This is a genomic window from Humibacter sp., from assembly GCF_035547335.1.
Taxonomy (GTDB): Bacteria; Actinomycetota; Actinomycetes; order Actinomycetales; family Microbacteriaceae; genus Humibacter.
Genome location: NZ_DASZVF010000051.1, coordinates 40,025 through 53,255 on the forward strand (window position 1 = coordinate 40,025; position 13,231 = coordinate 53,255).

The 13,231-nt window shown below is 69.3% G+C and carries 10 protein-coding genes; 5 read left to right on the forward strand and 5 right to left on the reverse strand.

Translation table 11 applies throughout. From position 1 onward, the window contains the following. Positions 1 to 680 precede the first annotated feature (680 nt). From VHB92_RS10855 to VHB92_RS10865, 3 genes are read left to right on the forward strand one after another with little or no spacing between them, the layout of a single operon-like run. On the forward strand, positions 681 to 1,166 hold the full coding sequence (locus VHB92_RS10855) for an FBP domain-containing protein (RefSeq protein ID WP_325453767.1): 486 nt from the start codon (positions 681 to 683) through the stop codon (positions 1,164 to 1,166). A 43-nt stretch (positions 1,167 to 1,209) separates the two neighbouring features. Beyond that, positions 1,210 to 2,226 carry a zinc-dependent alcohol dehydrogenase family protein gene (locus tag VHB92_RS10860; RefSeq protein ID WP_325453768.1) on the forward strand — a complete coding sequence of 339 codons (1,017 nt, stop codon included), beginning with the start codon at positions 1,210 to 1,212 and terminating at the stop codon, positions 2,224 to 2,226. Continuing rightward, positions 2,223 to 2,999, forward strand: a complete 777-nt coding sequence (locus VHB92_RS10865; protein ID WP_325453769.1) for an SDR family NAD(P)-dependent oxidoreductase — start codon at positions 2,223 to 2,225, stop codon at positions 2,997 to 2,999. Before VHB92_RS10860 ends, VHB92_RS10865 begins: the two co-directional genes overlap by 4 nt. A gap of 191 nt (positions 3,000 to 3,190) precedes the next feature. On the opposite strand, the gene VHB92_RS10870 is transcribed toward VHB92_RS10865, so the two are convergent. Then, positions 3,191 to 4,690 (reverse strand): MFS transporter, encoded by a 1,500-nt coding sequence (locus VHB92_RS10870; protein ID WP_325453770.1) that lies wholly within the window; start codon positions 4,688 to 4,690, stop codon positions 3,191 to 3,193. A 495-nt stretch (positions 4,691 to 5,185) separates the two neighbouring features. Between VHB92_RS10870 and VHB92_RS10875 the strand changes: the two genes are divergently transcribed. Continuing rightward, positions 5,186 to 5,755 carry a TetR/AcrR family transcriptional regulator gene (locus tag VHB92_RS10875; protein ID WP_325453771.1) on the forward strand — a complete coding sequence of 190 codons (570 nt, stop codon included), beginning with the start codon at positions 5,186 to 5,188 and terminating at the stop codon, positions 5,753 to 5,755. Between the two features lie 66 nt (positions 5,756 to 5,821). On the opposite strand, the gene VHB92_RS10880 is transcribed toward VHB92_RS10875, so the two are convergent. The 4 genes from VHB92_RS10880 to VHB92_RS10895 all read right to left on the reverse strand — a co-directional run bounded on the left by VHB92_RS10880 (position 5,822) and on the right by VHB92_RS10895 (position 11,695). Continuing rightward, entirely contained in the window at positions 5,822 to 7,207 is a 1,386-nt protein-coding gene (locus tag VHB92_RS10880) for an L-serine ammonia-lyase (RefSeq protein ID WP_325453772.1), read from the reverse strand. A gap of 293 nt (positions 7,208 to 7,500) precedes the next feature. Then, positions 7,501 to 8,580 (reverse strand): low specificity L-threonine aldolase, encoded by a 1,080-nt coding sequence (locus tag VHB92_RS10885; protein WP_325453773.1) that lies wholly within the window; start codon positions 8,578 to 8,580, stop codon positions 7,501 to 7,503. Positions 8,581 to 9,078: 498 nt separating this feature from the next. Beyond that, complete coding sequence (locus VHB92_RS10890; RefSeq protein ID WP_325453774.1) at positions 9,079 to 10,497, reverse strand: DUF6421 family protein; 1,419 nt, start codon at positions 10,495 to 10,497, stop codon at positions 9,079 to 9,081. A 268-nt stretch (positions 10,498 to 10,765) separates the two neighbouring features. Next, positions 10,766 to 11,695: a biopolymer transporter Tol gene (locus VHB92_RS10895; protein ID WP_325453775.1), complete on the reverse strand. Its 930-nt coding sequence runs from the start codon at positions 11,693 to 11,695 to the stop codon at positions 10,766 to 10,768. A gap of 107 nt (positions 11,696 to 11,802) precedes the next feature. Between VHB92_RS10895 and VHB92_RS10900 the strand changes: the two genes are divergently transcribed. Beyond that, positions 11,803 to 12,909, forward strand: a complete 1,107-nt coding sequence (locus VHB92_RS10900; RefSeq protein ID WP_325453776.1) for an ionic transporter y4hA — start codon at positions 11,803 to 11,805, stop codon at positions 12,907 to 12,909. Positions 12,910 to 13,231 lie beyond the last annotated feature (322 nt).

Below are 13,231 nucleotides of genomic sequence, written 5' to 3' on the forward strand. Positions count from 1 at the left end.
GTCGTTCGACGTAAGTCTGGGTGACACCCTAGGACTCTCCCGGGGCCGACGGAAGAGGTGCGTGAACACTCCTGCCGACTTTTTTGCCGGATGCCCGCGTGTCGCCCGCGACACCCTCCGATTCGTGCGTTATCGGAGGCGGCATCCGCCGCAGCTGACAGCGTCAGCGGACACGGCCGAGCGCCCGAGACGGCCGAGTGCCCGAACGGGCGAGTGTCCGAGACGGCCGAGTGTGAAAGTGAGTGTGCGAAAAGGGAGTGTGCGAAATGAAGGAGATCTGCAGCGACGCGCCGCCGTGCACAGGTAGGCGCGGTGCGCCTCGACAGATCTCCGATTTTCGGGCCACCGCATGCTGACGGTTGGACAGCATGCTGACTGTCCGCGCGCAGGCGCTGCGGATCGTCCTGGGGAGACGCCCGCCGATCCGCACCACCACGACCGTGCAGGCCGCAGCGGGTAGGCTACCGGCGATGCATTCTCTGGAGTTCGTTCCGCCCGCTGGGCGTGAGGAGGTCGCCGGCGTCCGCGCCGGCGGCAGATAGCCGCGTCCGCGCGACCGGGCTCAGTAGTCCCGCTCGCGCGCATCAACGCTGATCGGCACGGTGTGCCGACCGCGGCTCCTGCCGCCACTCCCACGAATCCCGGCCATTGCGGCCGAACACTCCAGAACAGGACCATCCATGCTTCCCGTGACCGAGCGGGAGATCCGCGCGTGCTTCGTCAACGCCACTCTCCGCGAACGCAATAACCTCACGCTTCCCACCGACTTCGATGCCATCGATTGGGAGCGCCTCGACTACCTCGGATGGCGCGACCGCAAGTACGACGGCATCGCCTACCTGATCGTGTGGCTCGGCGACGCGCCCGTCGGCATCCTGCTGCGACAGGCCGAGGCCCGCAGCCGCCGCATGTCGCAGTGCTCCTGGTGCGAAGACGTGCACCTTCCCAACGACGTCGCCTTCTACAGCGCGAAGCGTGCAGGCAAGGCGGGACGCAACGGCGACACCATCGGCACACTCGTCTGCGAGGCCTTCCAGTGCTCGACGAACGTGCGGCGCAGAGATCCCGCTCCCTATCCGGGATTCGACGTGGAGGCCGCGCGCGCAGAGCGGGTGGCGGCGCTGCGCGACCACGTCGCGGCCTTCGCCGCCAGAGTGCTCGAGTAACCGGTCGTCAGCGGTACCGAGCGGCACGCTCTACGCTCGGAGCATGCGCGGCACGGTGATGTATGGACCACGGGACGTTCGGCTCGAGGAGCTTCCCGACCCTCACTTGGAGACGGGACTCGACGCTGTGGTGCGGGTCGTCGCTTCCTGCGTGTGCGGATCCGATCTGTGGGGCTACCGCGGCGTCGTGCCGACGAAGAGCCCGCGACGCATGGGGCACGAGTTCGTCGGCATCGTGGAGCGCGTGGGCGCCGAGGTGCAGCGGGTGCGCGAAGGTGACTTCGTGATCGCGTCGTTCTACGACTGCGACTTCACGTGCGACGTGTGCCGCAGCGGTTTCAGCTCGTCGTGCCGGGAGCTCGGCTGGTACGACGGATGCCAGGCGGAGCTCGTGCGCGTGCCGCACGCCGACGGCTCGCTCGTCGTCGTGCCCGACGTGCGCGACGAGCTCGTGCCGCACCTGCTCACGCTGGCGGATGTCATGGGCACCGGACACCACGCCGCTCACTCCGCAGGCGTCACCGCCGGTGGCGACGCGGTCGTCGTCGGCGACGGCGCCGTGGGACTGAGCGGGGTGCTCGCGGCCAAGCGGCTGCAGGCATCCCGCATCGTCGTGATGTCACGCAACCCCGTTCGGCAGGAGCTGGCCAGGCGCTTCGGCGCGACGGAGATCGTGGAGCAGCGCGGTGAAGAGGGCGCCGCCATCGTGAACGAGATGTTCGACGGCATCGGTGCGCAGTCGGTACTCGAGGCGGTCGGCACGTCCGAATCGATGGAGCAGGCGGTGCGCTCGACGAGACCGGGCGGCACGGTCGGCTTCGTCGGCGTGCCGAACGGCGTTCCGCAACTCACGCTCCGCCCGCTGTTCAGCGACAACATCCGCCTTGCCGGCGGCATGGCGCCGGTGCGCAACTATGCGGACGAGCTGCTGGTCGACATCATGAGCGGTGCGATCGAGCCCGGTCTCGTGTTCGACCTCGAGCTGCCGCTGGCCGACGTGGCCGAGGCCTACGCCGCCATGGACGAGCGGCGCGGCATCAAGGTGCTGCTGCGGCCGTGAGCTCCGGTTCGGCCGCGGATGCCGTGGGGGCAGAGCGGCCCGTCGCCATCGTGACCGGCGGGTCGAGGGGAATCGGCGCCGCGATCGCCCTTCGCCTGGCCCGCGCAGGTTACGACCTCGTGATCACGTTCCGCTCCGAGAGCGAGGTCGCCGCATCCGTCGCGACAGCGGCCCGGGAGCTCGGTGCACACGTCGAGGTGGTGCAGGCGGATCTCGCGACGGACGCCGGAGTGGAGGCGCCGTTCACCGTCGCGCGGGAACGCTTCGGCCGTGTGGACGCCGTCGTGTGCAATGCGGGTGTCACGACGAGATACGCGCCACTCGTCGATACACCCGTCGACGAGATACGCCACACGATCGACGTGAACTTCACCGCGACCGTGCTCACGGCGCGGCGAGCCGTTCAGGAGTTCACACGCCTCGGCGCTCCCGGTGTCATCGTCACGCTTTCGTCGGGCGCGGCGACGATCGGCAGCCCAGGCGAATACGTGCACTACGCGGCGGCGAAGGCCGCCGTCGACGCCTTCACCGTCGGGCTGGGCAAAGAGGTGGGTCCGCTCGGCATCAGGGTCGTCGGCGTGGCCCCCGGCCTGGTGGAGACCGAACTCCACGCGCGCACCGGCGACCCCGGTCGACCGGAACGGATGGCGCAGCACCTGCCCCTCGGACGCGCTGCCCAGCCGGACGAAATCGCGGCAGCGGTCGAGTGGCTGGTGTCGAAGGATGCGTCCTACATCACGGCGACGACGCTGCGGGTGGCAGGCGGTCGCTGAGTCCAGTCGCCGGCGCGAGGGGTGGGTCCGCCGCGGCATCCGGCGACGGCGGCGGAAGAGCGACGGACCGCCTGCTCCCTCCCGGGCGTCGCGTACGCCAACGCGGCCCGTCCGCGGTTGGCAGCCGATGTTCGGCTGGAACGATGCGAACGGGCCGCGTTCGGTCTGCTTATCAGTGACGGATGCCCCGCTCAGTGGCCGATCGGAGCCGGAGCATCCTCTGCGTCGCCGTCCTGCGTCACTTTGCTGCCCCACAGGGCGAAGAGCACGAACGCGATGAGCACGAACACGGCTCCGCCGAGCACCGCGGCTGCGACACCTCCGGCCTCGCCGCTCACCGCCGTGACGGAGACGAACACCGTGGTGAGCGCGGCGACCCCGATGGATCCGCCGAGCTGCTGCATGGTCTGCAGCACGCTGGATGCCGCGCTCACGTGCTCCTCCGGCGCGCGATCCATCACGACGGCGGTGATGGGCGCGAACGTCATGCCTGCCCCGACGCCCATCACGAGGATGGGGCCGAGGATGCCGCTGAGGAACGTGTCGTGCGAGTCGAGCGTGCTGAGCCAGAGAAGGCCGCCCGCGAGCATCCCGAGGCCGATGGCACCCACGATCCACTCGCCGATGCGGGGCAGGAAGCGCGGCACCACCTGGCTCACCGTCACGAGCGTGACGACGAACGGCAGCAGGCCGAGTCCGGTCTCGAGCGGGCTGAAGCCCAGCACCTGCTGCGTGAACAGCGTGATGAAGTAGAAGAACGCGAACATGCCGGCCGGAACGAGCAGCATCGCCACGAGGGGAGCGATGTTGCGCGGACCGCGGAAGAGCTGCAGCGGAACCACCGGGCTGTGGTGCCTGCGCTCCAGGAACACGAGTGTGACGAGCGACACAGCGGCCACGGCGAATGCGGCCAGGGCGACCGGGTTGGTCCAGCCGGCCGATGCCGCCGTCGTGAACCCGTAGATGAGGGCCACCATGCCGATGGTGGAGGCGACGGCGCCGCCGACGTCGAGCCGGGCGCGCTCGCGATCCGTCTCACGAAGGAAGAGCACGGCGCCGACCACGATGAGGATGCCGACCGGCACGTTCACGAACATGACCCACTCCCAGCCGAACCCGGTGGTGAGGATGCCGCCGAGGATGAGCCCGATGGCGCCGCCGCTGCCGGAGGCGAGCACGAAGAGGGACAGCGCGCGGTTGCGCTGCTTTCCGGGAGTGGTGCTGGCCATGATGAGCACGAGCGTGCTGGGTGCCGCGATGGCCGCGCCGATGCCCTGCACGATGCGCGCGGCGACCAGGATCTCCGCGGTGGGCGCGAGCCCGCCCGCTGCCGACGCGACGATGAACACGAGCGTGCCGATGATGAGGGCGCGCTTGGCGCCGATCATCGATCCGACCTTGCCGCTGAGCAGCATGAGACCGGCGAACGCGAGGGCGTACGCCGTCACGACCCAGGAGAGCCCGACGGGCGTGAAGCCGAGGGCCTTCTGGATGTCGGGCAGCGCCACGTTCACGATGCTCGCGTCGACCACGAGCATGAGCTGCGTGATGAACACGACGATCAGCCCGAGCGTGCGGAAGCGGGTGGGGCGGGCATCCGCCTCGACGGATGCGGGCGAAGCCGAAGGGGCGTCGTGCCGCTGCGGCAACCGGATGCCGTCGGTGGGAGGTATCAGTGCGGTATCGGCCATATGCCGTTCTCCTTTGATGGAGTGACTGCGGGTGAGGCGGGTCGTCGCGGCGTCGACCGGGGAAGCCGGCGCCGGATGCGACGCCTGCGTCGCGGGTGGGTGTGGTGGGACGGATCGCCGCCACGAAGGCGGACGTGTGCACTCGGCTTCGGTAGTCCGCTCGTTCGCTGCGAACGGAATGCGGGTGCGAGGGCCGGGGCGTACCCTGGTTGATATCCGGAGGAGCTCTCCGGGTAGGACTCAACAATACGGAGGCAGTCTCCGCTTTGTCAACGAGACGCCGTTCGTCCTGGGCGAACGGCGCGGCGTCGGCGGGTGCGCGAGCAATGGCGAAAAAGGCCGCTCACGGCAATGAGGCATAGCCTGGAGCAGACCGCCGCACCGGGCCGCCGGGTCGGCGGCAAACAGTCTGCAGGGAACGGGTGACATTTTCGGGTTCCCTGCGATCAGGCCGCGTGAACGTCGCGCGACAGCGAAGGAAGGAAGCGAATCGAGATGGGCGCCGCAGTAGCGTCACGGCCGTTGAGAGCCGATGCGCAGCGCAACTACGACCGCATAGTCGAAGTGGCCAGCGACGCCTTCGCCGAGCGCGGTGTGCTCACCTCGCTGGACGACATCGCGTGCCGCGCAGGCGTCGGTCCCGGTACGCTCTACCGCCATTTCCCCACCCGCGACGGCCTCATCGCTGCGGCACTGGGCGACAGCCTCGATCGGCTGGAGGCGCTCTCGACGAAGCTCACGGCATCCGATGACCCGGCAGCAGCGCTCGACGAGTGGATGCTCGCGCTCGCCAACCACCTGCGCACCTACGACAACCTGCCGGAGTCGATCGCGCAGGCGTTCCGCACCGACGACTCCCCGCTGCGCAACTCGTGCCGGCCGCTCACCGACACGACGGCCGTGCTCGTGGCGCGGGCCAAGGAGGCTGGCGCGATCCGAGACGACGTCGACTCGCGGGATCTCTTCGCCCTCGTCTCGTCGGTGGCATGGGCATCGCAGCGGCGCCGCGACTCGGATGCCGGGCTCGAGCGGATGCTCGCGCTCGCCACCTCAGGCATCCACTGAGTCCCAGGACCGCGGCCCCATACGGCAGGGGCCATCAAGGCGAACCCAACGCGCGCGAGTTCCGCGTCAGCACTCGATGACGTTGACGGCGAGGCCCGCGGCGCTCGTCTCCTTGTACCTGTCGCTCATGTCGGCGCCGGTCTGGCGCATGGTCTCCACCGCCACGTCGAGCGGCACCAGGTGCCTGCCGTCGCCGTGCAGCGCTAGCCGGGCCGCCGTAACGGCGGTGGACGACGCGATCGCGTTGCGCTCGATGCACGGGATCTGCACGAGGCCGCCCACCGGATCGCACGTCAGTCCCAGGTGGTGCTCGACGGCGATCTCCGCCGCGTTCTCCACCTGATCGGGCGTTCCACCGAGCACGGCGCACAGCCCGGCCGCCGCCATCGCGCACGCGGATCCGACCTCGGCCTGGCATCCGCCCTCCGCGCCGGAGATCGACGCGTTCGCCTTGAGGATGGAGCCGATCGCGGCGGCGGTGAGCAGGTAACGGCGGGCGTCCGCATCCGTCGCGCGCGGGTTGAACCGCAGGTGGTACTCGAGCACGGCGGGCACGATGCCCGCAGCACCGTTGGTGGGAGCCGTGACGACACGACCGCCCGCCGCGTTCTCCTCGTTGACGGCCAGGGCGAAGGCCCGCATCCATTCGGCGGCGAAGTCGGGCGACTCCGGCGGCATCGTCTCGAGCTGCTCGCGCATCGCATCGGCGCGGCGCGGCACGTGCAGTCCACCTGGCAGCTCCCCGTCGGAGTGGAGGCCGCGCTCGACGCAGTCGTGCATGGCGTTGCGGATGGCGTCGAGTCCGGCGATCACGTCCGGCTCGCCGCGCCGCTCGAGCTCGATGCGGTACGCGATGTCGCACACCCCCAGCGCGTGCTCGGCGCACAGCGCGAGCAGCTCGGCCGCGGTCGAGAACGGCCACCGAGTGGCCGTCGCCGTGGAATCCGGTTCGGAGACGACGCCGCGCTCGGCGACGAATCCGCCGCCGATCGAGAAGAAGGTGCGCTCGGCCGCCGGCACGTCGTCGTCGGCTGTGTAAGCGCGGAGCGTGAGCGCGTTCGGATGCTCGGGCATCCGCGTGCGCGGCTCGAACGTGAGATCGGATGCCCGGAACGGCACGCTCACACTCGGTCCCCCGCTGCTCGCGGCGAGCGCTAGTTCACCGCATTCCGTCGCACGCGCCCATGCGCCGTGCACGGCGGCCGGGTGGCAGGTCTCGGAGCGCTCGCCTGCGAGCCCTGCGACGACGGCATCCGGTGTTCCGTGCCCCACCCCGGTGGCGGCGAGGGATCCGTACAGCGTGCACTCGATGCGCGTCACGTCGCCGAGGATGCCCCCCTCTGCGAGCCCGGACACGAACGATCCTGCGGCGCGCATCGGACCGACCGTGTGCGAGCTCGACGGCCCGATGCCGATCGAGAACAGCTCCAGCGCTGACACGTACACGGACATACCCTCAGTGTGCGCCGGCGGCCGCGCCTCGCGACCGTGCGCGGGTCCGGCATCCCGGACCGTGCGCCGCCCTGGCGGGTCAGGACCCGCAGCCCGTCTCTCCGGCGTCCCTCCCGCCCGGCGCCGGACCCCGGCCCTCTCCCGCCCGCCCCACAACCGCCGAGACATACGGATCGGGTCGAGACCGACCGCCAGGCGGCATGCCTCATCCGGATCGGTATGTCCGAGCCCTCGTGGCGGACGGGAAGCTCGGGTGGACGGGCGCAGCGGGCGGGGTTCCGTGGGAGACGGGTTCAGCGGGCGTCGGGCTGCAGCGACTCCACGATGGCGGCGACGAAGCCGTCGATGTCGTCTTCCGTGGTGTCCCACGAGCACATCCAGCGCACCTCGCCGCGCGCCGCATCCCAGTCGTAGAAGCGGTACTGCTCGCGAACCGCGTTGGCGGCATCCTTCGGCAGCGTCGCGAAGACGCCGTTCGACTCCGTCGCCTGGGTGAACCCGAGGCCAGGGGCGCGGCCGGATGCGACGGCATCCTCCAGCTCGGACCGCAGCCTGGCGGCCATCGCGTTGGAGTGGCGCGCGCTGCGCAGCCACAGGTCGTCGGTGAGCAGTGCAATGAGCTGCGCCGAGATGAAACGCATCTTGGAGGCGAGCTGCATGTCCAGCTTGCGCAGGTAGGACATCCCCTCGGATGCCTCGGAGTTGAGCACGACGACCGCCTCCCCGAACAGCAGACCGTTCTTCGTGCCGCCGAAGCTGAGCACGTCGACGCCGGCGTCCGTCGTGAACGCGCGCAGCGGAGCATCCAGGTGGGCGGCGGCGTTGGCGATGCGAGCGCCGTCCATGTGCACGCGCATGCCCAGGGAGTGCGCGTGCTCGGCGATGGCGCGCACCTCCTCGACGGTGTAGCACGTGCCGAGCTCGGTCGTCTGCGTGATCGAGACCGCGAGGGGCTGCGCGCGGTGCTCGTCGCCCCAGCCCCACGCCTGCTTGTCGATCAGCTCGGGTGTGAGCTTGCCGTCAGGGGTCTCGACGGTGAGCAGCTTCAGTCCGCCCACGCGCTCCGGCGCGCCGTTCTCGTCGGTGTTGATGTGCGCCGTCGCCGACGTCACCACGGCGCCCCACCGCGGAAGCATCGACTGGAGCGCCGTCACATTCGCACCCGTGCCGTTGAACACGGGATACACCTCGACACCCTCGCCGAACTGCTCGGCGAACACCTCGTGCAGGCGCTCGGTGTAGGCATCCTCGCCGTACGAGATCTGGTGCCCGCCGTTGGCCGCGGCGATCGCGTCGATGATCTCGGGATGCGCCCCCGCATAGTTGTCGGAGGCGAACGCGCGGGCTTCGGGGTCGTGCAGTCGGAGGGTCACAGTGATCCATTCTCTCGTCTCGGTCGAGGCGTCGCGCGACGCGGAAGTCGACGGCAGGGTGAGACGCCGTCTTCGCGTGGCGCATGCTTGCGCGTCGGCGTCGGCGTCGGCGTCGGCGTCGGCGTCGATGTCGGCGTATGCGTAGGCGTCGCGTCGGTGTCGGGGTCCGCACCGGCTCGGCGTCGGTGCGAGCTCGAGCTCGTGGGAGCTGTTGCGAGTGCCGGCGTTCGCCGGGCCGCAGGTGCTCTACGGTTGGGCGGTCGTAGCGCGGCCAGGGGCTCGCGCTGCTCCGGGCGCCCGTTCGACTCGGATGCTCGCTGCGCGGTAGTCGCCTCGCGACGGCTCGACCTGCACTCGGCTCGCGCCCGGTCGTCTTGCGTGCTGCTCGGCTCGCCCGGTCGTCTTGCGCGCTGCTCGGCTCGCGCCCGGTCGTCTCGCGCGCTGCTCGCTCGCACCTTCTCCCGGCAGGCCCGCTCGGCTCGCACCCGCTCGGCGTCGTCAGACGGTCGTCGCCGTGATGCCCTTCGTCGACTCGATGGTCGCTGCCATTTTCTTGTTCAGCGCCTCGTAGAACATCGAGAGCGGGAACTCGTCGTCGAGCACGGCATCCGTGTACCCCTTCGCTGCCCCGGCGAGCACCTCGGCCGGCAGGCCCTTCGCCCAGACGGATGCCGGGTTCGGGGTGAGCACGCTGCTCACCAGCTCGTAGGCGGCGAGCCAGTGCGCCGTCTTGGGGCGGTCGATCGAGCGCCAGTACAGCTCGTTGATCGCGTCGCTGAGCGAGACGACGGCGTCGCCGACCGCGTCCCAGTCGATCGATAGCTGCGTGTCCGTCCAGTCCAGCACGTGGTGCTGATGCAGCCACGCGAACAGCAGCTGGCCGCCCAGGCCGTCGTAGTTGCGCACGCGCGTTCCGGTGATCGGGAACCGGAAGATGCGGTCGAACAGGATCGCATAACGCACGAGCTTGGCGTGCTCGAGAATCTGCTGCTGGTCGGCCGTGAGGTCCTGCTCACCCGACAGCGTCTTCTCCAGGCGGAACGCCTCGCGGTACGCCGTCAGGTCGCAGCGCAGCTCCTCCAGCGAGTACAGGAAGTACGGCATGCGCTGCTTGATCATGAACGGGTCGAACGGCAGGTCGCCGCGCATGTGCGTGCGGTCGTGGATGATGTCCCACATCACGAACGTCTCCTCGACGAGCCCCTGGTCATCCAGGAGCCGGGCGGCGTCGTCCGGAAGCTCGAGCTTCGTGATCTCGGATGCCGCACGCACGACCACGCGGTAGCGCGCGGCCTCCCGGTCCTGGAAGATCGCGCCCCAGGTGAACGTCGGCAGCTCGCGCATGGCGACCGTCTCGGGGAACAGCACGGCCGAGTTCGTGTCGTAACCGGGAGTGAAGTCGATCAGCCGCAGCGAGACGAACAGCTTGTTGCCGTAGTCGGTGCGCTCGAGCTCCGCGACGAACTCGGGCCAGATGGTCTCGACGATCAGCGCCTCGACGTGCCGATCGGTCGATCCGTTCTGCGTGTACATGGGGAACACCACGAGGTGCCGGAGGCCGTCCACGCGGTGCAGCTGCGGCTGGAAGGCGACGAGCGCGTCGTAGAAGTCCGGCACCCCGAAGCCGCCATCGGCCCAGCGGTCGAAGTCCGATCGCAGGGCGGTGAGGTAGTCGGCGTCGTGCGGGAAGAGCGGGGCCAGGTCGCGGATCGACTCCACGATGGTGGCGACCCGGGCACGGGCATCCTCATGGCGGGCCTCGTCGGGGATCGAACCATCCTTGATCTGATCGGCCTGGATGTCGGTGGCCGCCTGCTTCAGCGCGAGCCACGCCGGATCGGTGGCGATCTGCGCCAGGCGTGTGGCGGCCGCGGCTCCGAGGGCCTCGTCGGCCGTCTGGGAAAGAGCGATGGACATGACGAGACCTCCTCGTTGGCGACTCTTTTGCGTCTCTTTCGAGGGTAACGACGAGGTTCGGGGTCGAGTTTGCCGAGTAGCGGATCAGAGCTGCGTCTACAGGCACATCGGCGCAACGTCCTTGCGTCCGAGGCCGGAAGCCCCCAACCCCGAGGGTTGAGCCCGCACCTACCGCGGGTTGAGCTTGTCGAAACCCGTTCCGGAGCGCGGTTTCGACACGCTCAACCGGCGGTGGGGTCAACCGGCGGCGGAGGTCAACCGGTGGGGGTCAACCGGCGGCGGGGGCGATCGGGTACTCCACGTAGGCGAAGCGCGTGCCGTCGGGCGACCAGCTGCCGACGTTCATCGTGCCCTGACCGCCGAACAGGTCCACGACATCCGTGGGCTCGCCGCCGTCGGGATGGATGCGCCGGATGCGCACACGCTCGTTGGCCGGATGCCCGACCACACCAGGGCCGTAGCTCACGTACACGAGGTCGCGACCGCCCGGCGCCACATGGGGGAACCAGTTCACCCGCTCGTCGAACGTGAGCTGCTCCACGGCCGACCCGTCAGGTCGGCAGCGGAACAGCTGAGCGTGACCGGGATGCACCGACTCGCGCTCCGAGTTGAAGTAGATCCACTCGCCGGTCGGGTCGAACTCCGCCCCGTCGTGCGGCTTGTCCGAATGGGTCAACTGGGTGTCATCCGATCCGTCGACCCCGATGGTGAACACGTTGGTTCTGGCGGGAGCCCCAGGACCGGGCTCGCCCAGCGGCTCCAAGCCGATGTACGACAGCGTGCGGCCGTCCGGCGAGATGCCGTGCAGGTAGTGGTTGAACGGGCGGTCGTGCTCGTGCGTCACGCGCCGGGTCGTGCCGTCGGCGAGCGAGACCTCGTGGATGTGCTTGTCCTCGGCCGAGACGTACAGGAAGCGTCCGTCTGGGGAGACCACGTGATCGTTGTTCGAGCTGTCGATGCTGCCCGTCGGCACGTGCTCGACGTCGCCGCCCGCGACGGGAACGCGGTACATGAGGCCGTCCTGGTTGAACACGAGCCACTCGTCGTCGCCCCAGTTGGGAGAGACGGTCCAGTTCGGCGCCTCGAAGACGGCATCCGTGCTCTCGTGCACCACGCGTCGCTCACCGTTGCGGATGTCGACGACGACGAGTCGGGAGAGCTGGCCGGGTTCGAGGTTGCGCCATGCACGCACTGCCATAGGTCTTCGCTTTCGCTCGGGGAATCGCTCCCATTGTTGCCCTAGCCGCCCTCGACGTGTCGCCGGATGCCCCTGGGCGCCGATCGCTCGCCTGAGAAGATGGACGGGTGACGACGCTGCACGCGATCAACAGATGGGTCCCGCTGGGGGTGCCGGTGATCGCGGCGGTCGTGCTCGTGCTCGCCTGGGGAACGAAACCCGGAATCGGTGTGGCCATCGTGCTCGCGATCGTGCTGATCGCCGCCATCCTGGCCGCGGTTCACCATGCCGAGGTGATCGCCCACCGCGTCGGCGAGCCGTTCGGCTCGCTCATCCTCGCCGTGTCGGTCACCATCATCGAGGTCGGGCTCATCGTGTCGCTGTCCGCCGGAGGCGACGAGCATGCGGCCACGCTCGCCAGGGACACCGTCTTCTCTGCCTTCATGATCACGACGACCGGCATCGTCGGGCTGGCCATACTCATCGGTGCGTTCAAGTTCGGCACGGTGCGGTTCAACTCGGAAGGATCCGGCGCCGCGCTGGCGACGCTCTCGACGCTCGCGGTGCTGTGCCTCGTGCTCCCGGACTTCACCGAGGCATCCGGACCGCGCTTCTCGCCGATGCAGCTGACGTTCGCGGCGATCGCCTCGCTTCTGCTGTACGTGCTGTTCGTCATCACGCAGACGATCTCGCATCGCACGTTCTTCCTGCCCGTCACGGAGTCCGGATCCGCGCCCGCCGCCGATGAGGAAGCGGAGGAGCACGGTGACCCGCCGAGCCTGGCCGCGACGCTGACCAGCCTCGTGCTGCTGCTCGTGGCCCTTGTCGCGGTCGTCGGGCTGGCGAAGGTGGAGTCGCCGTCGATCGAGGGCGGCGTGGTCGCTCTCGGTCTGCCGGAATCCGTCGTCGGCGTGATCATCGCGCTCGTCATCCTGCTTCCCGAGGGCATCTCCGCCGTGCGCGCCGCGCAGCGCAACCGCATTCAGACGAGCCTCAACCTCGGGCTCGGCTCGGCCATGGCGAGCATCGGGCTGACGATTCCCGCGGTGGCCGTCGCATCCATCTGGATGCCGCAGCAGCTCGTGCTCGGACTCGGCGAAACGCAGATCGTGCTGCTTCTGCTCTCGATCGTGGTGAGCATCCTCACGGTCGTGCCCGGCAGGGCGACGAAGCTGCAGGGCGGCGTGCACCTGGTGATCTTCGCGGCGTTCCTGTTCCTCTCCGTATCGCCGTAACGCCATCGAGGGTGGGCCTGTCCCACCGAGGGTGCCCGCCGCGGGTTAAGCGTGTCCCACCCTGGGTTGAACTCGTCGAAACCCGGTACCGGTGCGGTTTCGACGAGCTCAACCGGCGGTCCGGCCAACCTGTCAAACGGCATCCGAGCGAGGGCGGCTCGGCTTGCGATTTCGGGGACATCGTGATCACGGCCGCGAAATCCGCGTGATTCCGGGGCAAATCGCCTCCCAGGGCCCTCGGAGGTTCTGTGCACAGCCTGTCCAGAGCGCATGAGTACCGTGTCGGAGTCGTCGGATTTTGGCATGACGTTCCGAATACCCC